The following is a 23620-nucleotide window of genomic DNA, read 5'->3' on the forward strand; positions in this document are numbered from 1 at the left end:
TGATGGAACCGCACCCGCACAAGCCCCTGTTCTCTCAAGGGTTGGGTTGCATCCGTTCACAAGCCCATAAAAAAGCGAGGGTTCTTCAGGCCCCCGCTCAGGTCGTCTTCTGTTCTGGGATGTGACTACTCCCAGTCCAGTTCGCAGCTTTCGCCGGCTGCTTCATGGAAGTTAACACTGGTTTTGAGGTCGAAGTTGAGCAGACTCCATCCATGGCCCAGCGCTTCGATGCCAACACTTACCCCCTCGGCCCTGGGGTCCGCCTGCTTGAGGCCAGCGCTGGCACCGGCAAAACCTTCGCCCTGGCGCATCTCTGCCTGCGGCTGATCACGGAGGCCGACTACGCCCTCGAAGCGTTGTTGGTTGTGACCTTCACCGATGCGGCGGCCGAAGAGCTGCGCTCCCGTATCGGCCAACGGCTGCAACAGTCGTTGCAGGGCCTCGAGCGGCTGGAGCAGGGGATGGAGGCTTCCGCTCCAGACACCGTCCTGGCGGACTGGCTGTCGGGTTCTGAGCCAGGGGAGGCACGTCAGCGGTGGATTCGGCGCTTGCTGGTGGCCCTCGAGCAGCTGGACCGGGCCGACATCACCACCATCCACGGCTTCTGCCGCCGCAGCCTGCGCCGTCTGGCCCTGAGCAACGCTGCGGCGATGGAGCCTCAGCTGGACACCGACGCCTCCGCGCTCCAAGCCGAGGTGGTTCAGGACCTGTGGCAGCAGGAGCTGCTCAGCCTGCCGCCGGATCAGTTCAAGGCGTTGCGTCAACGCGGCCTCTCGCCCCAGACCCTGCGCAGGGGGTTGGCGCAACTCGATGGTGAACAGCAGCCGCGGTTCAGGGCCGTTGATGGGGCGATTGATCTCCACCAGCCCCTCGCCCCACAGCTGGAGCACTGGCTGGCGCAGCTTTGGGACGACTTCGTGCCGCTCTGGAAGCGGGACCATGCCGCCCTGGATGCTGGGTTCCGTCAGGCGGCCGAGCAGTGGAAAGCTCAGGGCTGTGGAGCTACCACCCCTTATTCGGCCAAGCCCAAGAGCGATCGCTGCGCGCAGATCAACCAGTGGCTGCATGGGCAGACCACAGTTCCTTCACTGCTGGAGATTGCCGCCCATGAAAAGCCGCTGAAGGAGTACTTCCACCCAGGCAGTTGGTGCAAGGTCGCGCGCAAGTGCGGTGAGACCGACCCCAGCCTGGTGACGCCGGCTCTGCAGGCCGCTGTTGCGGCGCTTTGGGATGCACCGATTGAGCGCACCTGGCAGTACCTGCTCGAACGGGGCTTGCAGGAGCTGGACCGCCGCCGTCGCCGCCGTGGGGTGATCACCTTTGGTGGTTTGTTGGCTGCCATGGACCCCGGCGATGGCGACGTTGCCTGGCTTGCCCCTCTGCAACAGCGCTACCGGGCTGTGATGGTGGATGAGTTTCAGGACACAGACCCCGTGCAGTGGCGCCTGTTGCAACGCGCCTTCGGTGGTGGTGAACGCCACCTTCTGCTGATGGTTGGGGATCCCAAGCAGGCGATCTACCGCTTCCGGGGTGGTGATCTGGCCACCTACATGGCAGCGCGGGATCAGGTGGAGCGGATCGATCACCTGCTCGACAACTTCCGTACAACGGCACCGCTGATGGAGGGGTTGAACCGTTTGATGGCTCCGGGTCTCCCTCGATCTGAACTGCCTGTGCCCGCGGTGCAGCCCCGCAGCTCCGCCGCTCCACCGCAGGATGCCCCGGCGTTGCAACTGCTGCTGCTCTCCACCGAGGCGCCCTCCAGCCGTAGTGCCCTGGAAGCAGAGCTGCCCCAGCGGCTCGCCGCGATGGTGCTGGAGCAACTGCAGCAACGGGACGACCTCACCCCCGCAGATCTCTGCGTGCTGGTGAGTCGTCATCAACAGGCGGAAGACCTGCGCCGCGCCCTTGGGGTCTGCGGACTCCCCACCCGCCTGGTGACTCAGGGGGATGTGCTCGAAAGTGAGGCTGCCTTGCTGTTGCAGTGGTTTCTCGATGCCCTGGCGGAACCGGGCGATGACGCTCGCTTGCGTCTGCTGGCCTGCTCGGGACTAATGACCATCGCGCCCGATGCCCTGGAGCCGGCCCTGTTGGATCAGCTGGCGCTGCAGTTGCGCGGTTTGGCTGAGGCGATGCCGCGGCTGGGCCTGCTCGGGGCGCTGGCTGATCTGCTAAGGGGTGAACAGATGGCGGGGCTGTCGGAACGGGGCCGGATGCTGGGGGATCTGCAGCAGGCGGCGCGGCTGGTGCAGGAGGCGATGCACCGCCAGGGGCTTGATGTGGCAACCGCGGCGGATTGGTTGCGGAGGGAGCGGTTGCACCCCAGCCAGCCGGTGCCTGAGGCTCGCCAGCCCCACAGCGATCAGGCCGACAGCGCCATCGCCGTGGTTACGGTCCACCGCAGCAAGGGTCTGGAATATCCGGTGGTGATCTGCCCCTACCTCTGGCAGGCCCCCCCAGCCGTGTCCGGTCCGCTCTGGCGTGACCCCCGCTCCGGAGAGTGCCTGGTGCGGCTGGATGTCCACTGGGGGGAGGGCTGGCAGGCGGCGCAACAGGCGCAGAGGGAGGCTGCGGCCGAGGCCGAGCGGCTGGCCTATGTGGCGGTGACCCGAGCCCAATCCCAGTTGGTTCTGATTTGGGCCAGGGCCAACGGCCAGGAGGATTCCCCCTTGCCCGCCTGGTTGTTCGGTGCTGAGGCCGCTGGGGATGCGATCGACAGCCTCACCGATGAGCGGCTGAGCCAAGCCCTGGCGGAGCGACAGGTTGCGATCAGCATCGATGGCCTGGTCGAGAGCCTGCCCAGCGGCAAGCGATGGCGGTCTCCGCTGCTGGCCGAGCCGTTGGCCCTTGGTTCCATCCCCAAGCGGATCGACCGGAGCTGGGGCCGGGCCAGTTACTCGGCCTGGATTGCCTCATCCGACGACGTTCAGCTGCATGAACAGGGTCGTGATCGCGATCCCGGCGCCGAGGAATTGACGTTGAAATCGACGGCGGCGAGGGCAGAACCGGCATGGTCCGAGACGGGGCCGCTGACGGCCTTCCCGCGTGGGGCCGGGGCCGGTGATTGCCTGCACCGGATCCTCGAACAGTTCCCTTTCTCTGCGGCGGAGGCCTCTGAGCCCCGCCAACGGCTCGAGCTGATCGCCGCCGAGTTGCGCCGGGCCGGGCTTGATCCCGATCTACAGAACGATGTGTTGACGGGGTTGGAGCAGGTGTTGCAGACCCCCCTGGGGGGGGCGCTGGGTGCGTTATCGCTGGATCGGCTAGGGCCGCACCAGCGCCTGCCCGAACTCAGTTTTGATCTGCCGGTGCAGCACGTGCGCACGGCCGATCTGGTGGCCGCCTTCGGTTGTGATGCCGAGGCCCGTTTTGGCCGCACCTATAGCCCGGCGCTGGCATCGCTCTCGATCAACAGCCGCGGGTTTCTCACCGGTTCCATCGATCTGGTGTTCCAGGACCCCCGGCACCAACGCTGGTGGGTTCTCGACTGGAAGAGCAACTGGATCGGTGAACGGCGCACCGGTGCTGAGCCGGGGCTTTGCGGTCCGCATCACTACTCCCAGGAGGCGATGGAGGAGCAGATGTTGCACCACCACTACCCCCTGCAGGCCCACCTCTACCTGGTGGCTCTGCATCGCCATCTGCGTTGGCGGCTGCCGGATTACGACCCGGAACAGCATCTGGGGGGCTACGTCTACTGCTTCCTGCGGGGGATGCCCGGAGCGGTGATTGCCTCTCCGGAAAATGCTGTTGGGCCGGGGCGCATCGTTGAACCCGTGCCGCTCAATCGCATCGCGGCCCTGGATCGAGCCCTGGGGGAGGTGCTGGCGTGACGGAGCTGCTGCCCCAGGGAACCAGCACCTGGCCCTCCAGCTTCACGGCCGGACTCCATGCCGCCCTGAGGCGACGGATCCCGCCCAAGGCTGATGGTCCCGCCTTGGAGGAGCTCAGCCGCGATCTGGTGCTGGCCTTGGAGCAGGGGGTGTTGACTGTGGCGCTGACGCCGGAGCGGCTGGCCGCTGCCCAAGCCAGTGGATGGCTGGAGGGGGATGCCTCCCCCCTGCTGCTCCAGGGTGATCGGCTGGGCTGGCGCCGCTGGTCGCAGGCCATGGAGCAGGTGGTGGCCGAGCTGGTGGAGCGGGCCCATGCTCCGCTTCCTAAACCCGTCGAGGCTGCCGATCCCGAGCTGTCGGATCGTCTCAACGCTGACCAGTGCGCCGCCGTGCGCGCCCTGGATCAGGCCTCGGTTGTGCTGCTCAGCGGTGGTCCGGGCACGGGCAAAACCAGCACGGTGGTGGAGATTCTGGCCCGGGCGGAAGCCCGCCATCCCGGCCTGCGCATCGGTTTGGCGGCCCCCACCGGCAAGGCGGCCCGGCGCCTGGGGGAGGCGGTGATGGCGCAGCGGGCTCCGTTGCCCTGCAGCACCCTCCACCGCTGGTTGGAGGCCGGAAGCCGTGGCTTCGGCAGGCACCGCCAGCGTCCCCTGGAGCTGGATCTGCTGGTGATCGACGAGATGTCGATGCTAGATCTGGCCTTGACCCAGGCGCTGTTGGAGGCGTTGCCCAGTGGTTGCCGGCTGCTGTTGGTGGGGGATCCAGCTCAGTTGCCGCCTGTGGGGAGTGGAGCGGTTTGGCATCGGCTGCAGCAGTCGGACGTGCGCGGTCGTTTCGGTGCCGGCGCCGTGCATCTGGAGCGCACCTACCGCAACCGCGGTGCCCTGGCGCAGTTGGCGCAACAGCTGCGCCAGGGGAATCTGGAGGCCTTTGCAGCGGATCTGGCCGCCCTGCCTGAGCAGGCCAATCTTCAGGTGCATCCCTGGCCCCTGCGTCGTTTCCCTGCCTTGGTGCGGCAGCGCTGGATTCAGCGCCTCCAGCAGTTGCAGGCACTGACGGTTGATCTCGACCGCTGCACCGAGCAGAAGCTGATGGCGGCATCCCGGCCTTTGTTTGCGCTGCTCGAGCAGGAGCTGTTGCTCTGTCCACGTCGCCGGGGGCCGTGGAGTCTTGATGATGTGCACTGCACGCTGCTGGGGGCCAATGCCGCCGGCAAGGTCGAGCGTTGGCCGATCGGCTTGCCGGTGATCTGCGGCAGCAATCAACCCGAACTGGGCTTGGCCAATGGTGACCTCGGGGTGGTGATCGGGGCAGGCTCTGAACGACGTCTGTTGTTCCAGGTGGTGGACCCTGAAGGCCGGCTCGAGGTGCGCCGTTTGCATCCAGCCCGTTTGCGGCGTCTGGAGCCGGCGGTTGCGCTCACCATCCATCGGGCCCAGGGCAGTGAGGCGGATCGGGTGATCGTGCTCTGGCCAGATCCCCTTGAGGATGGCCCGGCTGCAGAACACCAACGCCGATTGCTGTACACAGCCATCACCCGTGCCCGTGCCAGCCTTGACCTGGTGACGCTGATCTGACGCGGGCGGACTGATGCGGGTTGAGCGTCCCTGGGGCTGGTACGAAACGCTGACCCAGGGGGACAACTATTTGGTCAAACGGCTGCTGGTTCGTGCCGGGCAGCAGTTGTCGCTGCAGCGGCATCGTCATCGCAGCGAAAGTTGGACCGTGGTGTCCGGCTCGGGGGCTCTGCACTGCGGCGACACCTGGCATCCCGCCAGCGCGGGCGTCATGCTCTCGATCCCCTGCGGCGCTGTGCATCGCGCCCGTGCAGACGGTTCAGATCTACTGATTCTGGAAGTTCAGCACGGTGATGATCTGCGGGAAGACGACATCGAACGGCTGCAGGATGATTACGGCCGGGTGATAAATTGATAATCAACCTTTGAAGCGTAGGCAACACAACCAGAGCGCAACTCTTACGTTGCAGGGAGGTTGTGAGCCTGATTTCAGAGATCAATCAGGCGAAGCCACCTTTCATGACTGAACAGCAACAGCAGCGCGACGATTCCGCCTGCGCAGTGGATCTTTCTGCATCCGACCTGCCGGCATCCAACTCCAATGCTGAGGTGTTCACCACCACCATCACATCGGCTGAGCCGGAATCAGGTTTCGCCGGTTTTGGTTTCAGTGAGGCTCTGCTCCGCACCCTGGCGGACAAGGGATACAGCGAACCTTCCCCCATTCAGAAGGCGGCCTTCCCCGAGCTGATGCTCGGCCGCGATCTGGTGGGTCAGGCCCAGACCGGCACCGGCAAAACAGCAGCGTTTGCCCTTCCGTTGCTCGAGCGCCTCGAGAGCGGCCAGAAAACACCCCAGGCCCTCGTGCTCGCCCCCACACGGGAGCTGGCGATGCAGGTGGCCGAATCGTTCAAGGCCTATTCCGCCGGCCATCCCCATCTGAAGGTGCTGGCGGTGTACGGCGGCACGGATTTCCGCTCTCAGATCAGTGCCCTCAGGCGCGGAGTTGATGTGGTGGTGGGGACCCCCGGCCGGGTGATGGACCACATGCGTCAGGGCACACTCGACACCAGCGGTCTGCGCAGCCTGGTGCTCGATGAAGCGGACGAAATGCTCCGCATGGGCTTCATCGATGATGTGGAGTGGATTCTCGACCAGCTTCCGGAGCAGCGACAGGTGGTGCTGTTCTCCGCGACGATGCCTCCTGAGATCCGTCGCCTGTCCAAGCGTTATCTCAAGGATCCGGCCGAGGTCACGATCCGCACCAAGGATCAGGAAGGCAAGCGGATCCGCCAGCGTTCGATCACGGTGCCGATGCCGCACAAGCTTGAGGCCCTGCAGCGGGTTCTCGACGCCTGTGGGGGTGAGGGTGTGATCATCTTTGCTCGAACCAAGGCGATCACCCTGACCGTGGCCGAAACCCTTGAGGCCGGTGGCCATCAGGTGGCGGTGCTCAATGGCGACGTTCCCCAGAACCAACGGGAGCGCACCGTGGAGAGGCTGCGCAGTGGATCGGTCGACATCCTTGTGGCCACCGACGTTGCAGCACGGGGTCTCGATGTGGAGCGCATCGGCCTGGTGATCAACTACGACATGCCGTTCGACAGCGAGGCCTACGTGCACCGCATCGGCCGGACGGGCCGGGCTGGACGCACCGGAGAAGCGGTTCTGTTCGTGACTCCACGGGAACGCCGTTTCATCCGCAACCTCGAGCGGGCCACGGGCCAACCGATTGAAGCGATGGAGGTGCCCGGCAACACAGCCATCAACCAGGGACGGCTGGACCGCCTGCGCAAGCGTTTGAGTGATGCGGCTCAATCCCAACGCCCTGACGCCGATGAAGCGGCCTTGCTCCAGGAATTGATGCAGCGGGTGGCCACGGAACTTGAGCTCACCCCCGACCAGCTGGCCATGGCGGCACTCAACCTGGCCATCGGCCCCGATGCGCTGTTGCGTAAGGGCGACGACGACTGGATTCAGAACACCCGTCGCAATGACCGCGACCGCGATCGCCATTCAGGGGACCGCCGTGAGCGGCGCGAGCGTCCGGCCCGGGCTCCTGAGGAGAACATGCAGCGCTACCGAGTTGAGGTAGGTCACCGCGATCGGGTCAAGCCGGGCAACCTGGTGGGTGCCATCGCCGGCGAGACCGGTCTGCAGGGCAGGATGATCGGTCGCATTCAGATTTTTGACAATCACAGCCTGGTGGATCTTCCGAAGGGCATGCCGGAAGATGTGTTCAACAGCCTTCAACGCCTGCGCGTGATGAACCGCGAACTGCAAATCAGCAAGGCCGCTTGATGCGTGCGCTGTTGGCCGTTGGTCTGATGTCGGCTCCCCTGGCTGCTTCAGCCACGGACAACAGCCTGATCACCCAGTTCTGCAAGACGGCCGTCAAGGCCGAGCTTCATAGGGCTGGGACCGTTCCTCCGGAGGGAATGGTGGATCACACCTGCCGTTGTTTTCTCGCCGAAGTGCAGAACGGGGCGGGGATCCAGACGGCCCAGGCCACCTGCAAGGCCAAGGCTGCCGAGACCTACGGTCTCTGATCCCCGGGGATCAAAAACCGTCAGAGATAGCTCACCTGAACGGTGGCCTCGGGCTGAAGCAGCGCCAATTTCTCCACCACCTGAATCAACTCGATCTGCTCGCTCGGCGTGCCCTGCCGGATCAAGTTGTTGAGCAGCACAAGTTTGTCCACTGGATCCAGCTCTCCATCGGCGGTCCAGCTCAGAACCTGGAAACAAAGGCTGTCGAATGTCATCTCTCTCCTGCGTCAGGGACTTCTGACAATGGAGTGAATGGCTCGGTTGCTGGCGAGTCTTCGCAATTGCTTCTTTTTTTTGTGTTGATTCGTGCGACTGCCCTGTAACGTCATCGGGTTCAAGCTTGAGCACTGGCCCTTTCCGAGCTTTCGGAACCAGCTCAAGCGACTGAGCACGTTCAACGGTTCCACGGTCCATGACCATCTACATCGGCAATCTTTCGTTCCAGGCGGAGCAGGAGCACCTCTTCGATCTCTTTAGTGAGTACGGCGAGGTCAAGAACTGCAGCCTGCCCCTGGATCGTGAGACCGGCCGCAAACGCGGTTTCGCCTTCGTCGAAATGGTCAACGATGCCGATGAGCAGAAAGCCATCGATGACCTTCAGGACGTGGAGTGGATGGGCTGCATGATCCGCGTGAGCAAAGCCACCCCTCGGGAGCGCTCCGGCGGCCCCCGTGGTGGCGGCGGCGGTTACCGCGGCTGAGGCTCAGGCCTCGGCCTCCATCAGGTCCAATTCCATTTCACGCAAGCTCAGCCGACGCAGCACACCATCGCTGCTGTTGGCTGGGCTTTCCTGATGCTCACGGGCGTCCTGGAACTGGGGCAAGACAGCCCGCAGTCCACGGCGTTTCTGCCGCGCCAGGTAGCGGTGAAAGCGGTTGAACGACCTTGATCGGCTCATGGCACCTCCTTCAATTGTGGTTCCGTTGTAGTGCGTCTTCAGGGGTGAAAACCGTGTCGGAACGAACCCTCAGGAAAGCTTCAGCAAATCGCTCCCCCTTGATGCGGTTGTTGCGCCATCTGGCGCCGCAGCGCCGCCTGGTGGTTGCAGCGGTGATCTGCTCCCTGCTCAACAAGCTGTTCGATCTGGCCCCACCGATCTTGATTGGCCTGGCCGTTGATGTGGTGTTACTCAAGGAGCAATCTGTGCTGGCGGGTTTCGGTCTGAGGACCGCCGGCCAGCAACTGTGGGGTCTGGCCCTGCTCACCTTTTTGATTTGGGCGGCGGAGTCGCTGTTCGAATACCTCTACGACGTGCTCTGGCGCAACCTGGCGCAAACCACCCAGCACAGCCTCAGGCTCGAGGCCTATGACCATCTGCAGAAGCTGGAGCTGGCCTTTTTCGAGCAGGACAGCACCGGTCGCCTGATGGCGGTGCTCAATGACGACATCAACCAGCTCGAACGGTTCCTGGATCGGGGTGCCAACCAGATCCTGCAGTTGATCACCACCGTGCTGGTGGTGGGCATCGGCATGGCGATGGTGGCGCCGGAGGTGGCCCTGTTCGCCTATTTGCCGATTCCGGTGATTCTCTGGGGATCGCTGCATTTCCAGCGCCAGCTGGCGCCGCGCTATCGGGAGGTGCGGGCCCGGGCTGGCGACCTCGCCTCCAGGCTCGCCAACAATCTGGGGGGGATGCTCACGATCAAGAGCTTCACCGCTGAGGGTCTGGAACTGGAGCGGCTGCGGGCGGAAAGCCTGGCCTACCGCCAGAGCAATGCCCGGGCGATTCGTCTCTCGGCGGCCTTCATTCCCTTGATTCGCTTCGCGATTCTGTTCGCCTTCCTGGCGATTCTGTTAATCGGTGGGTTCAAGGCCCTGGCCGGGGAACTGCCTGTGGCCACCTACAGCGTTCTGGTGTTCATCACCCAGCGGCTTCTCTGGCCGTTAACCGCCATTGGCCGCACCCTCGATGAGTACCAGCGCTCGATGGCCTCCACGCAACGGGTGCTTGATCTGATCGATACGCCGGTGGTAATCCAGGGAGGAACGGTGCCGGTGGATCCGCAGCGGCTCCTGGGCGAGATTCGCTTTGAAGCGGTGGATTTCGCCTATGCCGGCCGATCAACGCTTCTGCAGGGCTTCGATCTCACCGTGCCAGCGGGATCGACCCTCGGCATCGTGGGGGCGACGGGGTCTGGCAAGAGCACCGTGGTGAAGCTGTTGTTGCGGCTGTATGAGCGCAATGGCGGACGCATCTGTCTGGATGGAGTCCCCATCGACACCCTGCAACTGCAGGACCTGCGCCGCTGCATCGCCCTGGTGAGTCAGGACGTTTACCTCTTCCATGGCACTGTGGCCGAAAACATCGCCTATGGCGTAGCAGATCCCAATCCGGTGGCTATTGAGCAGGCCGCTCGCCTGGCGGAAGCCGCTGGCTTCATCGACGCCTTGCCCCAGGGTTACGACACCCTGGTGGGGGAGCGGGGGCAGCGGCTCTCCGGCGGACAGCGTCAGCGCATCGCTTTGGCCCGCGCCATCCTTAAGGATGCGCCGGTGCTGGTGCTCGATGAAGCCACCGCTGCTGTGGACAACGACACCGAAGCCGCCATCCAGCGCTCCTTGGCACAGATCACTCAGCACCGCACCACCGTGGTAATCGCCCACCGGCTCAGCACTGTGCGCCATGCCGATTGGATTGTGGTGATGGACCAGGGCCGGATTGTGGAGCAGGGCAGCCACGACAGCCTTGTGGACCAGGGCGGGATCTACACCAACCTCTGGCAGGTCCAGGCCGGCGAAGGGCTTATCGCTTCCTGAAGCAGCTGTTGTTGCCGGCAGATCCCGCGACCATGCTGGGTCCGCAAGCCGGCGGTGCAGCCATGGCCATGCAGGCCTCGATCAGCCACGTCATGCATCACCCCCTCGGGGTGTTCTCGATGTTGGTGGCGATCAGTGCGGCTGTGCCGCCTTTGATTCGGCGGTTGGGTCTGCCCGACCTGGTGGGGTTGCTGGCGGCTGGTGTGGTGGTGGGCCCCCATGCCTTGAACTGGGTCGACAGCAGCAGCGAAACGGTGCGGCTGCTTTCCGATCTCGGGGCGGTGTATCTGCTGTTCACCATGGGGCTGGAGATCGACCTCGAGGAGTTCAACCGGGTCAAACGCCGCTCGTTCATCTATGGCCTGCTGATCCTGTTAATCGGTGTGGGCACGGGAGTGTCGATCGGCCTGATGGCGGGCTTCGCCTCGGTGTCGTGCCTGTTGCTCGGCGCCCTGATGGCCACCCACACCCCCTTGGGTTACCCGATCGTGCGCAGTTATGGCGCTCAGAAGGATGAGTCGGTGGTGGTGAGCGTGGGCAGCACGATCTTCACCGACATCGTGGCTCTGCTGCTGCTGGCGGTGGGGCTGGGGCTGGGCCAGGGCAGCCTCAGCGGACTGGGGCTGGGCCTGCTGCTGCTAAAGATCGGTGGCTTCGCTCTGGTGGTGGTGATCGGCATCCGCTGGCTGGGCCGGCGCCTGGTGCTGAGGGGCATCAGCGATGAAAACAGGATGGTGCTCGCTGTTCTGGTGGCCCTGTTCTTGGCCTCCCTCGGGGCTGAGCTGGCCGGCGTCGAGAAGATCGTCGGCGCCTTCCTGGCTGGTCTGGCGGTGAATTCCGTGTTGCCCGAGGGCCGGGTGAAGGAGCAGGTGATTTTTGTGGGTGGCGTGCTGTTCATCCCGATCTTCTTCATCGATCTGGGCTTGCTGCTGGATCTGGGCAGCCTTGGCGAAAGCCTGGGCAACTTTCAGTTCACCGCGCTGATGCTGGTGGGCGCCATCGGCGGCAAGGGCCTGGCGTCGTGGTTCAGCGGTCGGCTGTTCGGTTATCGCCGCGCCCAGATCCTGATGATGTGGTCGCTGACGATGCCCAAGGTGGCGGCGACCCTGGCCACCGCTTTCATTGGCTATCAGGCGGGCCTGCTCAATCAGACCGTGCTCAACAGCGTGCTGGCGGTGATGGTGGTGACGGCCACCCTGGGACCGATCCTCACCGAGCAGTCGGTGACCCGGCTCAAGGATCCCAGCCCCGATGCGGTGCCGGTCAGCTTCGGTGAAGAAGCGGCGGTGCTGGATGGCGTTAATGAGGTGGTGCAGCGCCCCCTGCGCATCGTGGTGCCGGTGGCCAACCCCAGCACCGAGAAAGGGTTGCTGAGCATGGCGGCTCGTCTGGTGCAGGGCTCATCGGGGGCTGAAGGTGTGCTGCTGCCCCTGGCGATGGTGAATCCCAGCCTCGAGGAGATGCGCGGTGGCTTGAACCGGGCCGTTGCGGCAGCGCGCGGACGCCTCAGCACGGCGGAGAGCATCGGCGCCCAGTTGGCTGTGCCCACCCGCAGCCTGCTGCGGCTGGATGAAGACATCGCCGGCGGCATGAGCCGCACAGCCTTGGAGCAGGCTGCGGATCTGTTGCTGATCGGTGCAGCCCGCAGCGATCAGCTCCGGGCCTGGCTGATGGGCGACATCGTTGATGGGGTCTGCCGCACGGCCCACTGTCCGGTGGTGGTGGTGAATCTGGGCCGTGAGACCGATAACGGCCTGGGCCGGATCCTCGTTCCGATCAAAGATCTCTCCGCCAGTGCCCGCGAGCAGTTCGAACTGGCGCTGCGGGTGATCAACTCAGCCCCGGAGGATCAGCGCGTGCGGATCACCCTGCTGCATGTACACGACCCCCGCTTCAGCGGCCAGGACCGTCATTGGATGGAACAGCAGCTGATCCGCTGGCGCCCACCGGGGATTCCGGAGGAGCGGTTCCACATCGTGATCGTGCGGGGGCCCGGCATCGACGGGGCCATTCATCGCCTCAGTCGCGAACACGATCTGGTGATCCTGCGCACCCAGCGCAGGCGGGTTGCCGGTCTGCCGATTCCCGGCAGTGATCGCACCAGCAAATTGATCCGTCAGCTCCCCTGCGCCTCGATGGTGATCAGCGATCCGTTGGTTTAACAGAGGTCTGCCCCTCTACCCGAGATGGGACGAGCACGCCAAGATGCTGCATAGCACGTGTTCCATGCCACAAGCCCCCCCTGCTAAGGCGTCATCTGAGGCCATCAATTGGCCGGTGGTTGCTGCTGTGGTGGCGGGTCTCAGCGGTGGTCTGATTCTTTCGGTTCCGCTGAGCCGGTTGATCACGGCGCCATCCAGCACGGCAGATCAACCCTTCGCCCTGCCTCAGCCCGCGCCGCTGGCCAACCCGTTTACCGGGTGGACCGGCTTCGGGGCCAGGGAGGTGGTGGTGCTGGGCCGGGACCGCACCGGCAGCAACACCGATGTGATCTTCACGGTGCGGGTGGATGGCACCACCACGTCGATCACCCAGATCCCCCGCGACAGCTACATCGATGCCGAGGGCTTCGGCGGCATCAAGCTCAATGCGCTGATGGCCTACGGCGGTGTGGAGGCGGTGGAGCGGGAGTTGTCGCGCCTGATGAACCGCCCGATCCGTCATCACATCGTGGTGCGCCTGGATGCGATTGAAACCCTGGCCAACCTGGTGGGGGGCATCGAAGTGGATGTTCCCAAGCGCCTGTACTACGTCGATCGCAGTCAGAACCTGTTGATCGATCTGCAGCCAGGACCCCAGCTGTTGAAAGGCAAGGATCTGGAGGGTTTTCTGCGTTGGCGCAACGACGGCCGCGGCGATTTCGGCCGGCTGGAACGGCAGCAGCTGGCGCTGAAGGGGCTGTTTGAGCAGATGAAACAACCGCAGAATCTGATCCGCCTGCCGGCCTTGATCACTGCGGCGGGGCAGGCGTTGGAGACGGATCTGGGGCCAATGGAACTGGGCGGGTTGGTCACCGCCATGGGCACCACCGAGCTGAAGGCCACCAGCCTGAGGGCGGTTCCGTTCGATGCCGACGGCATCAGCTATCTGGATACGGAGTGGCCGGCGCACTCGAGCACTGGCGCCGATTCAGATGACCCCAACGGCCGGCGTTTCCGCTTCCTGTTCTGATCAGATCAGCAGGGTCAGTGAGCGCACCACCCGGCCGCAGAGGTCACCCACCTTGTCCCAGCGGTCTTCGTTGACGCTAGTGGCCAGGGTGTAGAGCCGGCCGCGGTCCACCACGACGGTCGCCAACTCGTGGCGGTCGCGGTCTTCCAGGTGCACGGCGTATTCAAGGTCGTAGAAAGTGTGGCCATTCACTTCACGCTCCTGCGCTTCCACCAGCTCAGCGGTGCGGCCGCTGCCGGCTGTGGCGATCACTTCACGCCGCAGGCGCTCTCCTACGGCAACGGCGCTGCCCAGTTCACTCAGCTCGTCGTCTTCGTTCACCTTATTGATCATCAGGCTCACGGTTTCATCGCTGTGGATGAGGTCGTGAAACACCACCCGGGGTCCGTTGCTTACCTGCACCTCGGTCCAACCCGTTGGATAGAGGAAGGCGAAACGGCCATCCGGGCTCTGGTACGACTGCAGCCCTGCCGTTGGTCCCGCCGCGCAGGCCCCCAGCACCAGTGCCAGAACGCCGCAAAGGATCACGCGACTCAGAGACTGGAGGAGCTGCATCAGCGGGGCGATCAATCCACGGGCCATTCTGCCGTTGTGGCCTGAGGGTTGTGACCACTGTTGCGGCAGATGATCTCTGCAACTCCTACATTTCCTGCATCGGCGGCAGATCCCTGAGCGGCTTCACCAAACCGTTGGCTCGGCTGATTGATCAGTTCGAGCGTCTGCCTGGCATCGGCCCGCGCACGGCCCAGCGGCTCGCGTTGCACCTGCTGAATCAACCGCAGGAGCAGATCCATCAGTTCGCTGATGCCCTGTTGGCAGCCCGCACCCAGGTGGGCCAGTGCCAGACCTGCTTCCACCTCTCCGCGGATCCCGAATGTGAGATCTGCCGCAATCCCGAGCGCCGCAACGGCGTGATCTGCGTGGTGGCCGATTCCCGCGATCTGTTGGCGCTGGAGCGCACCCGCGAATTTCAGGGGCGCTACCACGTGCTCGGAGGTCTGATTTCACCCATGGACGGCATCGGCCCGGAGCTGCTGCACGTCACCGAATTGGTGCAGCGCATCACCAACGAGGAGATCAGTGAGGTAATCCTGGCCCTCACCCCCAGCGTGGAAGGGGACACCACCAGCTTGTATCTGGGGCGGTTGCTCAAGCCCTTCTGCTCGGTGAGCCGGATCGCCTACGGCCTGCCGATGGGCAGTGAACTGGAATACGCCGATGAGGTCACCCTGAGCAGGGCCTTGGAAGGGCGCCGGCCGGTATGAGCAAGTACAGCGCCATCCCCCCTGCCGAGCGACTGCCGGACTGGCTGCGGCGGCCGATCGGCAATGCCTCTGAACTGGAGCGGGTGCAGGGGTTGGTGAAGCAGAACCGCCTCCACACCATCTGTGAGGAGGGGCGCTGCCCCAACCGCGGCGAGTGCTACGCCGCCGGAACTGCGACGTTCCTGTTGGGTGGCTCGATCTGCACCCGCAGCTGTTCCTTCTGCCAGGTGGACAAGGGCCAGGCCCCGATGCCGGTGGATGCCGCTGAAGCCGAGCGGGTGGCCGATGCCGTGGAGGCGATGCAGCTCCGTTATGTGGTGCTCACGGCGGTGGCCCGCGATGATCTCGCCGATCACGGCGCCAGCCTGTTCACCAGCACCATGGCGGCGATCCGAGCCCGCAATCCGCTGATCGCCCTTGAGGTGCTCACCCCCGATTTCTGGGGGGGCGTGGCGAATCACGATCAGGCGTTGGCGGCTCAACGGGAGCGGCTGGCCACGGTGCTCGCTGCCCAACCGGTGTGCTTCAACCACAACCTGGAAACGGTGCAGCGGTTGCAGGGGGAGGTGCGTCGCGGTGCCACCTATGCGCGGTCGCTCGGTTTACTAGCGGCCGCCCGTGAGCTGGCACCGGAGATCCCCACCAAAAGTGGCCTGATGCTCGGCTTGGGCGAAAGCCGCGAGGAGGTGATCGCCACCCTCCACGACCTCCGTGCCGTGGATTGCCAACGGATCACCCTGGGGCAGTACCTGCGCCCCTCGCTGGTTCACATTCCGGTGGCCCGTTACTGGAAGCCCCAGGAGTTCGATGAGCTGGCGGAGGTGGCCCGTGAGCTGGGCTTTGCCCAGGTGCGCAGTGGTCCGCTGGTGCGCAGCAGTTATCACGCCGCCGACTGACGCCAGCCCCGCAGGCTGCGCTCCAGCACGGTGCCCAGATCACCGCTCATCAGGGCCCCGGCGCCGCCCCAGACCATGCGCAGGGGCAGATCCCAGAGCGCCGCTTCCACATCGCGAGTTTTGCTGAAACCGCGTTGGCGGAAGTAGCGCACCAGCCGGCGGTGCTGCTGCTCGTCGTCTCGGATGGCCAGCAACCTGGCCCGTGAGCAGGGGGTGGCCTCTTGGGCCCAGGCCATGGTTGCCGCCCAGATCAGATCACCCACGCCGGCAGGCGTCTTCGGCATCACCCGCATCGTGTCGAGCTGCAGGCCCGTGGCGGATGGATAGGCCCATCCCTTCATTTCCCCCAGCAGCAGCAGGCTGCTGCTGGAGGCTTGCTGGGCCACCACCAGCCGCAGGCTCCACAGCCCCAGGGGGCGGCCCACCTGCAACCTCAGCAGCAGGTCCCGTTCGCGGGCTTCGGCTTCCAGTTGCTCAAGCATCTATCGGGATCTGGCCATGGTCATGGTCGTCAAGTCATGCTGCCGCGGGCACGGTGCCGACCGAGCGCACAGCCTTCAAAGGCAGCGGCCCGTAGAGATGGGGGAACAGTTCGCCGGTGGGGATGGCATCGGCCCGCAGGGGAGCGTTCACGGCGGCGGGATCAATCTCCAGCAGCAGCACCTCGCCGGCGTCGGCGTAGAACCGCTCAAAGGTGGCCTGCCACTGCTCCTGCCAGGAGCAGTGGATGAAGCCCACCTGCTCCAAGCTCATTCCCCGGGTGGAGATGCGGTAGCTGTCGCTGGCCTGGGCGGCCTGCCAGTCGGCCTTGAGGGCCAGGTGAAAAAGGGGCTGATCCAGGGGCACCGCCACGGCATCGGCGGGGAAGTGGTGTTGTTGCCCCCCGGCACTCCAGGGGTCGGCCCGCTGCATCAGCCGCTCAAAGCGGGGATCCTCGAGGAAACGCTGTAGCCAGTGGCGGAGCGCCTCCAGGCTGTTGTCGTTGTCGAATCCCTCGGGATCGGCGATGCGCCACTGCCGCACGAACGGCCAGAGCGAGGCATCCGCCAGCGAGCAGCGCTCGCCCAGCAGCCAACCCTGATCAGCGATCCTCAGGTTCCAGTTTTGAAGGATGGCCAGCCCGGCGGCGCGTTGTTCCTCTTTATTGGTGCCGGGGTAGCGGTCGGTGTATTTGAACCGGTCGAGATGATGTTTGAACGTGCCGTCGTTCTGCTGGATCAGCGCTGAGGCATCGCCGGCGTTGCGTAGCTCGCGAGGGTCCGCCTGATCCAGGACCCAGTGCATGACCGCCAGGCTTTCCTCAATCACGCGGCCATCCGGCAGCACCAACACGGGCACGGTGCCCTTAGGGGAGACCGCCAACATCTCAGCCGGTTTGGCCTTCAGTGCGATTTCCCGCCACTGAACCAACAGTCCTGCCTCCAGCAGCGCCCAGCGGGCGCGCATGGCGTAGGGGCAGCGTCGAAAGCTGTAAAGGATCGGCAGCACGGCATCGGGGTGGTCCCTGGCAGGGATTGTCCGATGCGGACTGACTGCTCAGGCCTGCTGCTGGTCGATGTTGTGTTGGTCGATCTGGCGTTGCCGCATGGCGAAGCGTTCCCGGTCGGCATCGCTGAAGCGAACCACGCAGTGCACGCACTGCACCCCTTTGATGTAGCTCGGCAGTTCACGTTGCTGGGGTGACACCGGCAGACCGCAGGCGTGGCAAAGGCTGTGCTCTCCAGGTTCCAGCCGATGGTTCAACGCCACCCGTTGATCAAAAACAAAGCACTCCCCTTGCCAGCGGCTCTCGGCCTCTGGCACCTGCTCGAGGTACTTGAGGATGCCGCCGCGCAGGTGGTGCACCTCCCCGAAACCCTTTTGCTGCAGGTAGCTGCTGGCTTTTTCGCAGCGGATCCCACCGGTGCAGAACATGGCGATGCGCTTGCTGCCCTGCTGTTCGATCAGGGGCCGCAGCGTGGACTCTGCCCATTGCGGGAATTCACGGAAACTCTCGGTGCTGGGGTCGATGGCCCCCTCAAACGTGCCAATCGCCGTTTCGTAGCTGTTGCGGGTGTCGATCACCAGGGTGTCGGGATCATCCATCAGGGCATTCCAGTGTTCGGGCTCCACATAGGTACCCACGCTGGCGCTGGGGTCCACGCTGGCCACGCCGATGGTCACGATCTCCTTTTTGCGCCGGGCTTTGAAGCGGCGGAACACCGGTTTGTTGGCCCAGCTGCGCTTCACCTCGAGCCGTGCGTAGTGGTCGTCACCCAGCACCAGGGAAGCGCGCAGATGATCCAGCACCGCATCAACAGCTGATTCCGGTCCACTGATCGTGCCGTTCACCCCTTCATGGGCCACCAACACCGAGCCGAGCACGCTGCCATTGCGGGCCAGGGTCGGCAAGCTGCTCAGCAATGTCTCCCGACGCTCGTCATCCAGGGGCGTGAAGGCATAAAACGCCGCCACCAAGAGTCGGCTGTCGTTCGCCAGCCCAGGCTCCAGGTCGCTCGGGTTCACGCTGTTATCGGTTCAACAGTCCTCCAGCCTGCATCAGGCCGGGACCTGCCCCCGGTGGTTCGTCGTCAAGCCTTCTTGCTGATGCGCACCGAAGCCGGCTTCAGGGGACAGGCCAGGGCATGGAAGGGCTTGTGCCCTCCTTCAAAGATCAGGCTTCCCATGGGTTGAGCGTTGGCGCTGTCGATCTTCATGGCTGAGCCACAGACCAGCACGGTGTAGCTCAACCGGGATGCCACCCACAATGAGTGTTTTGTGCAGTGTTTCCGGTTGGTGACAGTCGGGATGGTCCGCGCAGGACCTGTCCGGCTGGATCTCAATAGCGGTGATGTTGGTGACGCTGCTTGTCGTCCTTGATCGCTTCAAGAATCACTGAGAGAACAAACAAACCCAGCAGCGAGGGGATGACGACGGGATCAATCACGGCGCCTCATCGAAGGGCTGTTTCTGGTCTAGCCCTGCGCCCACTCAGCCTGTGTGCCAGTGGGGCGATCGTTACATGGATGCGGCTGATCAGCGGGGGGAGCAGCTGGCCGGAGCCGCCGCGCCCTCCTGCCAGTTGGCGGTCACCCCCGCATCGGCGAGTAGTTGGCGGTCGGCCTCCACGTCCGGGTTGCCGGTGGTGAGCAGAACATCGCCGTAGAAGATCGAATCGGCCCCCGCCTGGAGGCAGAGGATCTGCGCTTCCCGGCTCATCGATTCACGGCCGGCGCTCAACCGCACCCGGGCATGGGGCATCAGGATCCTTGCTGTTGCCACCATCCGCACCAGCTCTAGCGGTTCGAAGGGAGCCTGCTCTTCCAAGGGGGTGCCTTCCACCGCCACCAGACCGTTCACCGGAACGCTTTCGGGATGGGGGTTCATGCTGGCCAGCACCTGCAGCATGGAGGCGCGGTCCCGCAGGGTTTCGCCCATACCGATGATGCCGCCGCAGCAGAGGGTGACGCCGGCCTTGCGCACCCGTTGCAGGGTTTCCAGTCGCTCCTGATAGGTGCGTGTGGAGATGATCCGGTCGTAGTGCTCGGGGCTGGTGTCGAGGTTGTGGTTGTAGGCCGTGAGGCCGGCCTCGGCCAAACGTTCCGCCTGCTGGTCGGTGAGCATCCCCGCGGTCACGCAGGCTTCCATCCCCATGCCGCGCACCCCCCGCACCATCTCGAGCATCGCCTCAAAGGGAGCGCCATCGCGGATCTCCCGCCAGGCCCAGCCCATGCAGAAGCGATCAGCTCCGGCTTCCTTGGCGGCCCGGGCCCGCTGAAGCACCGGCTCTACCTGCATCTGGGCTTCAAAGGCCGTCACGTCACTGCTGTTGTGGATCGACTGAGAGCAGTAGGCACAGTCTTCTTCGCAGCCCCCCGTTTTCACGCTCAGCAATGAGGCCAGCTGCACCCGGTAGCCCGGGTTGGCTTCCCGATGCACGGTTTGGGCCTGCCAGAGCAGCTCCATCAACGGAAGTTCCAGCAGGGTCTGGATCTCCTCGGTGGTCCAGTCGTGGCGGATGCTGAGGGTCATGGGCGGATCGGATCAAGACCGCCGAAGCGGCGGTGGCGACGTTGGAAATCGAGCAGGGCGGCTTTCAGTGCATCGGCATTGAAGTCAGGCCAGAGCACATCGGTGACGTGAATCTCGGCGTAGGCCAGTTGCCAGAGCAGGAAATTGCTGATCCGGTGTTCGCCGCTGGTGCGGATCAACAGATCGGGATCCTGTTCGCCAGCCGTGAACAGTTCGGCGGCGATGCTGTTCTCGTCGATGTTGTCGGGGTCCAGCTCCCCGGCAGCAGCGCGTTGGGCCAGACGCTGAGCGGCTTGCACCAGCTCCCGTCGTCCGCCGTAGTTGGTGCACACGTTGAAGTGAATGCCGTTGTTGCCCGCCGTCCTGGCCGTGGCATCGGCAATCAGCTCCTGCAGTTTCTGGGGCAGGGCCTTCAGATCGCCGAGAAAGCGAATCCGCACCTGTTCGGCCTCGAGCGCCTGCAGTTCGGCCTGCAGCACCCGTTCGAACAGGGTCATCAGGAAGTTCACTTCCTCCCCTGGGCGCGACCAGTTCTCTGTGGAGAAAGCGTAGGCCGTGAGGGCTTGGATCCCCCAGTCGCTGCACAGTCGCAGGGTGGCTTTCAGCGCTTCAACCCCAGCCCGATGCCCCATCACGCGGGGCAAACCGCGGGATTTCGCCCAGCGACCATTGCCATCCATGATCAAGGCCACGTGCTGCGGGAGCCGACCCGGGTCGAGGTCCGCAGGCAGAAGCGAACGATCGGCCGTGTCAGTGCTGGTGGCCGGAGGGCGGCTCAAGACAGCGATTCGGACGGAGCGCTACCCACCGTACGCCGTGCTGGCGGCATCGATTCGGCGGTGCTGAACAGCTCCCTGAGCAGTTCCTGGAGGCGAGAACTGGTGATCGGTCGTTCCAGCTTGCCCTGGTTCGCCAGAGACAGCGTTCCAGTTTCTTCCGACACAACAATGCAGATGCAGCGATCGAAGCGTTCGGTAATCCCGAGGGCCGCCAGATGGCGGGTGCCGAAACGGCTCACGCTGTCCCTCGAAAGGGGAAGAATCACCCCCGCCGACTCGATGCGATTGCCCCGCACCAGCACGGCACCGTCGTGGAGGGGGGTGTCGGCGGCAAACAGGTTGAGCATCAGCTCGCGACTCAACACAGCACCAATAGGGATGCCGGGATTGAGAAAGTCTTCAGGCCTCAGGTCGCTTCCCAGGTCCACCACAATCAGGGCCCCACGCCGCAACTGCGACAGCCGGCCTGCTGCCTCGGTGATCTGGCTGACGGTGCCTGCCGAAGCGCTGAACTCTTTCTGGGGATTGCCCAGCAACACGGCCAGACGACCGGTCCCGAGCAGCTCCATCAGGCGCCGCAGCTCCCCCTGCCAAAGGATGGCCAAGGAGAGCGAACAGGCCATGACAAGCGCGTCTACCAGCTTTGTGGTGAGGGGAAGGTTGGCGAAGCGCTGGACGAACCAGGCCATCGCCACTAAAAACAACCAACCCCGAAGCAGCCAGAGGGTGCGTTGCTCGTTGACGCGGGAAAAAAGCAGAAAGCCGATGGAAGAGGCAAAGAGAACGTCGAGCACCAGGAGCGGATCCACCACCGCCAACACGTTCACTCCGCCCTTTTAATCACTACTGTCAACGTAACGCGTTGAATCGTTCTGGCAAAACGTCATAGCGCAGCAGGTCATCCGGCTGCTCCCTCTTCTGCACCAGTTCAGCTGCTCCGTCGTGCACCAGAACGGCAGCGGGCCTCGGGATCCGGTTGTAGTTCGAACTCATCGAGGCGTTGTAGGCGCCGGTGGCAAACACGGCGACGATGTCACCGCTCTCAGTGGTAGGCAGGGCCAGGTTCTTCAGCAACACATCGCCGGATTCGCAGTGCTTTCCCACCAGGTTCACGCTTTCGTCTGGCTTGGCCAGGGGGCGATCGGCCAGGCAACAGGTGTAGAGCGACTGGTAGGTGATCGGGCGAGGGTTGTCGCTCATGCCACCGTCAATGGCCACGTAGGTGCGCACATTCGGGATCGTTTTACGCGAGCCCACCGAATACAGGGTCACGCCGGCGGTCGCCACCAGGGAACGGCCCGGTTCGCACATCAACCGCGGCAGCTCGAGTCCCCGTTCCTGACAAGCGCTGGTAACGGCTTCGGCCACCACCTGGATCCACTGCTCAATGCTCGGGGGGTCGTCTGACTCCACGTAGCGAATGCCCAGGCCACCGCCCACATTGAGGTCGCTCACGGGATGCCCCAGGTCACGGGCCAGCTTCAGCTTGTCGGCCATGACCGCCGCCAGATCCTGGTGGGGCTCGAGTTCAAAAATCTGGGATCCGATGTGGGCGTGCAACCCGGTGAGTTGAGACCAGGGCTGTCCCACCAGGCTGCGGAGTACGGGTTCCACCTGGTCAGGATCGAAGCCGAACTTGCTGTCCAGGTGACCGGTGCGGATGTATTCGTGCGTGTGGCACTCGATGCCGGGGGTGAAGCGCAGCATCAGGCGAGCCGGTTCGGCTCCAGCGGGCACCAGTTCGGCGAGGCGATCGAGATCGTGCTGGTTGTCCACAACGATCGTCACCTTGTTGGCGTAGGCGAGCAGCAGCTCCTCGTCGGATTTGTTGTTGCCGTGCAGCACCATGCGCTCCCCGGGCATTCCCCCATGCAGTGCGGTCAGCAGTTCACCGGCTGACACCGCATCTAGACCCAGCCCCTCAGAGGCCGCAAGGCTGCTCATCACCAGGGAGCTGTTGGCCTTGGAGGCGTAGATCGGTAGGGATGGCCCGGCGTAATGCTTTTCCAGGGCCTGGCGGTAGGCCCGGCACGTGGCCCGAACGGTGGCTTCGTCCAGCACATACAACGGTGTGCCGTATCGCTCGGCCAGATCGCTGAGACGACACCCGCCTACAACAAGACGGTCGGTGCCGTCGAGTTCTGTGGTGATCGGGGTCAGGTTGCGATTGGGGCTCTCCGCATCCCGGTTGGCCTCGAAGGGCCGTTGACTGGTGATGGTTTGGGTCACGGAGTGGCGGCGTCGAAAGGCAATCTAGGAATCGACCCTGCAGGGGGCATACCGACAGCGCAGATCCTGCGTCTAGACCCGTCCTGGCAGCAAGCCTGTCTGGCACTCGATCAACGGGCGCTCAACGGCCTCTGGACCGCAGAGCAATGGCGGCGTGAGCTGGACGACCCCCGGCGCCTCTGCATCGGTCTGGTGCAGCCAGAAGCCCTGTTGGGGGTGGCCTGCGGCTGGATGGTGGCCGATGAACTGCACATCACTGCGGTGGCTGTGGATCCCGACAGGCGTCGCAGCGGCCATGGAGGTGTGCTTTTGAAAGCACTGTTGCAACGGGCACGACAGCAGGGTGCCGTGCACGCCACCCTCGAAGTGGCCAGCGACAACGTTGCCGCTCTGGCGCTTTATGCCAAAGCCGGTTTCCGCACCGCAGGCACCCGTTCCGAGTACTACTCCGATGGTCGCGACGCACTTATTCAGTGGTGTCGCATCTCGTCAGCGCCGTCGCCCACGTCGGCGGTTTGAAGTTGTTCGGTTTCCCGTCCCTGGGAGACAAAAAAAACGGTGAATCTTGTGGGATTCATTGTTATTTTTCTTGCGCGTCAGGCCAGTCTCAGAC

23 protein-coding genes are annotated in these 23620 nt (G+C 64.3%); 12 read left to right on the plus strand and 11 right to left on the minus strand.

All coding sequences use genetic code 11. The annotated features are described in order from the left end of the window. Nucleotides 1-164: 164 nt before the first annotated feature. The 5 genes from Syncc8109_RS04100 (at nucleotide 165) to Syncc8109_RS04120 (ending at nucleotide 7899) form a co-directional block, all read left to right on the plus strand. Nucleotides 165-3833, plus strand: a complete 3669-nt coding sequence (locus Syncc8109_RS04100) for a UvrD-helicase domain-containing protein (protein ID WP_156915484.1) — start codon at nucleotides 165-167, stop codon at nucleotides 3831-3833. Continuing rightward, nucleotides 3830-5410 carry an ATP-dependent RecD-like DNA helicase gene (locus tag Syncc8109_RS04105; RefSeq protein ID WP_006851085.1) on the plus strand — a complete coding sequence of 527 codons (1581 nt, stop codon included), beginning with the start codon at nucleotides 3830-3832 and terminating at the stop codon, nucleotides 5408-5410. Before Syncc8109_RS04100 ends, Syncc8109_RS04105 begins: the two co-directional genes overlap by 4 nt. Nucleotides 5411-5423: 13 nt before the next feature. Beyond that, complete coding sequence (locus tag Syncc8109_RS04110) at nucleotides 5424-5765, plus strand: phosphomannose isomerase type II C-terminal cupin domain (RefSeq protein WP_006850044.1); 342 nt, start codon at nucleotides 5424-5426, stop codon at nucleotides 5763-5765. 104 nt (nucleotides 5766-5869) lie between these two features. Continuing rightward, nucleotides 5870-7651: a DEAD/DEAH box helicase gene (locus Syncc8109_RS04115; protein WP_025362204.1), complete on the plus strand. Its 1782-nt coding sequence runs from the start codon at nucleotides 5870-5872 to the stop codon at nucleotides 7649-7651. Continuing rightward, nucleotides 7651-7899 (plus strand): hypothetical protein, encoded by a 249-nt coding sequence (locus Syncc8109_RS04120; protein ID WP_006851922.1) that lies wholly within the window; start codon nucleotides 7651-7653, stop codon nucleotides 7897-7899. Before Syncc8109_RS04115 ends, Syncc8109_RS04120 begins: the two co-directional genes overlap by 1 nt. Nucleotides 7900-7919: 20 nt before the next feature. Here Syncc8109_RS04120 and Syncc8109_RS04125 read toward each other — a convergent pair whose 3' ends face one another. Further along, on the minus strand, nucleotides 7920-8114 hold the full coding sequence (locus tag Syncc8109_RS04125) for a hypothetical protein (RefSeq protein WP_006850621.1): 195 nt from the start codon (nucleotides 8112-8114) through the stop codon (nucleotides 7920-7922). A 197-nt stretch (nucleotides 8115-8311) separates the two neighbouring features. Here Syncc8109_RS04125 and Syncc8109_RS04130 point away from each other — a divergent pair, with 197 nt between their 5' ends. Then, nucleotides 8312-8599, plus strand: coding sequence for an RNA-binding protein (locus Syncc8109_RS04130; protein WP_006850280.1), 288 nt, complete (start codon nucleotides 8312-8314; stop codon nucleotides 8597-8599). Between the two features lie 3 nt (nucleotides 8600-8602). Here Syncc8109_RS04130 and Syncc8109_RS04135 read toward each other — a convergent pair whose 3' ends face one another. After that, entirely contained in the window at nucleotides 8603-8797 is a 195-nt protein-coding gene (locus Syncc8109_RS04135; RefSeq protein WP_006849594.1) for a hypothetical protein, read from the minus strand. A 101-nt stretch (nucleotides 8798-8898) separates the two neighbouring features. On the opposite strand from Syncc8109_RS04135, the gene Syncc8109_RS04140 reads away from it, so the two are divergent. The 3 genes from Syncc8109_RS04140 to Syncc8109_RS04150 all read left to right on the plus strand — a co-directional run bounded on the left by Syncc8109_RS04140 (nucleotide 8899) and on the right by Syncc8109_RS04150 (nucleotide 13827). Continuing rightward, nucleotides 8899-10656: an ABC transporter ATP-binding protein gene (locus Syncc8109_RS04140; protein WP_045172712.1), complete on the plus strand. Its 1758-nt coding sequence runs from the start codon at nucleotides 8899-8901 to the stop codon at nucleotides 10654-10656. 62 nt (nucleotides 10657-10718) lie between these two features. Next, the gene (locus tag Syncc8109_RS04145) at nucleotides 10719-12818 is read left to right on the plus strand and encodes a cation:proton antiporter (RefSeq protein ID WP_025362205.1); all 2100 of its coding nucleotides are present in this window, start codon (nucleotides 10719-10721) and stop codon (nucleotides 12816-12818) included. Between the two features lie 64 nt (nucleotides 12819-12882). Further along, nucleotides 12883-13827: an LCP family protein gene (locus Syncc8109_RS04150; RefSeq protein WP_025362206.1), complete on the plus strand. Its 945-nt coding sequence runs from the start codon at nucleotides 12883-12885 to the stop codon at nucleotides 13825-13827. Here Syncc8109_RS04150 and psbP read toward each other — a convergent pair whose 3' ends face one another. Continuing rightward, nucleotides 13828-14409 carry a photosystem II reaction center PsbP gene (gene psbP / locus Syncc8109_RS04155; RefSeq protein ID WP_006851063.1) on the minus strand — a complete coding sequence of 194 codons (582 nt, stop codon included), beginning with the start codon at nucleotides 14407-14409 and terminating at the stop codon, nucleotides 13828-13830. A 107-nt stretch (nucleotides 14410-14516) separates the two neighbouring features. On the opposite strand from psbP, the gene recR reads away from it, so the two are divergent. Then, a complete protein-coding gene (gene recR / locus Syncc8109_RS04160) occupies nucleotides 14517-15092 on the plus strand; it encodes a recombination mediator RecR (protein ID WP_025362207.1) in 576 nt (191 codons plus the stop codon). Beyond that, complete coding sequence (lipA, locus tag Syncc8109_RS04165; protein ID WP_006849632.1) at nucleotides 15089-15988, plus strand: lipoyl synthase; 900 nt, start codon at nucleotides 15089-15091, stop codon at nucleotides 15986-15988. Before recR ends, lipA begins: the two co-directional genes overlap by 4 nt. On the opposite strand, the gene Syncc8109_RS04170 is transcribed toward lipA, so the two are convergent. The 8 genes from Syncc8109_RS04170 to lysA form a co-directional block, all read right to left on the minus strand. Next, nucleotides 15973-16470 (minus strand): hypothetical protein, encoded by a 498-nt coding sequence (locus tag Syncc8109_RS04170; RefSeq protein ID WP_006849907.1) that lies wholly within the window; start codon nucleotides 16468-16470, stop codon nucleotides 15973-15975. The two genes, lipA and Syncc8109_RS04170, sit on opposite strands and share 16 nt — an antisense overlap. Before the next feature lie 34 nt (nucleotides 16471-16504). Next, nucleotides 16505-17476, minus strand: coding sequence for a DUF952 domain-containing protein (locus Syncc8109_RS04175; protein ID WP_006851792.1), 972 nt, complete (start codon nucleotides 17474-17476; stop codon nucleotides 16505-16507). Nucleotides 17477-17524: 48 nt separating this feature from the next. Continuing rightward, on the minus strand, nucleotides 17525-18493 hold the full coding sequence (locus tag Syncc8109_RS04180) for a rhodanese-related sulfurtransferase (RefSeq protein ID WP_006851749.1): 969 nt from the start codon (nucleotides 18491-18493) through the stop codon (nucleotides 17525-17527). A gap of 65 nt (nucleotides 18494-18558) precedes the next feature. Beyond that, the gene (locus Syncc8109_RS12185) at nucleotides 18559-18729 is read right to left on the minus strand and encodes a hypothetical protein (protein ID WP_006851366.1); all 171 of its coding nucleotides are present in this window, start codon (nucleotides 18727-18729) and stop codon (nucleotides 18559-18561) included. 274 nt (nucleotides 18730-19003) lie between these two features. After that, nucleotides 19004-19999 carry a biotin synthase BioB gene (gene bioB, locus Syncc8109_RS04185; RefSeq protein WP_006850579.1) on the minus strand — a complete coding sequence of 332 codons (996 nt, stop codon included), beginning with the start codon at nucleotides 19997-19999 and terminating at the stop codon, nucleotides 19004-19006. Then, nucleotides 19996-20778, minus strand: a complete 783-nt coding sequence (locus tag Syncc8109_RS04190) for an isoprenyl transferase (RefSeq protein WP_006850016.1) — start codon at nucleotides 20776-20778, stop codon at nucleotides 19996-19998. The genes bioB and Syncc8109_RS04190 overlap by 4 nt, the downstream gene beginning before the upstream one ends. Continuing rightward, nucleotides 20775-21605, minus strand: a complete 831-nt coding sequence (gene cdaA, locus Syncc8109_RS04195) for a diadenylate cyclase CdaA (RefSeq protein WP_006850432.1) — start codon at nucleotides 21603-21605, stop codon at nucleotides 20775-20777. The genes Syncc8109_RS04190 and cdaA overlap by 4 nt, the downstream gene beginning before the upstream one ends. A 22-nt stretch (nucleotides 21606-21627) precedes the next feature. After that, nucleotides 21628-23007 carry a diaminopimelate decarboxylase gene (gene lysA, locus Syncc8109_RS04200; RefSeq protein WP_006850656.1) on the minus strand — a complete coding sequence of 460 codons (1380 nt, stop codon included), beginning with the start codon at nucleotides 23005-23007 and terminating at the stop codon, nucleotides 21628-21630. 3 nt (nucleotides 23008-23010) lie between these two features. Here lysA and rimI point away from each other — a divergent pair, with 3 nt between their 5' ends. Then, nucleotides 23011-23526: a ribosomal protein S18-alanine N-acetyltransferase gene (rimI, locus tag Syncc8109_RS04205; protein ID WP_006851611.1), complete on the plus strand. Its 516-nt coding sequence runs from the start codon at nucleotides 23011-23013 to the stop codon at nucleotides 23524-23526. Nucleotides 23527-23620 lie beyond the last annotated feature (94 nt).

This window comes from Synechococcus sp. WH 8109, from assembly GCF_000161795.2.
GTDB lineage: Bacteria > Cyanobacteriota > Cyanobacteriia > PCC-6307 > Cyanobiaceae > Parasynechococcus.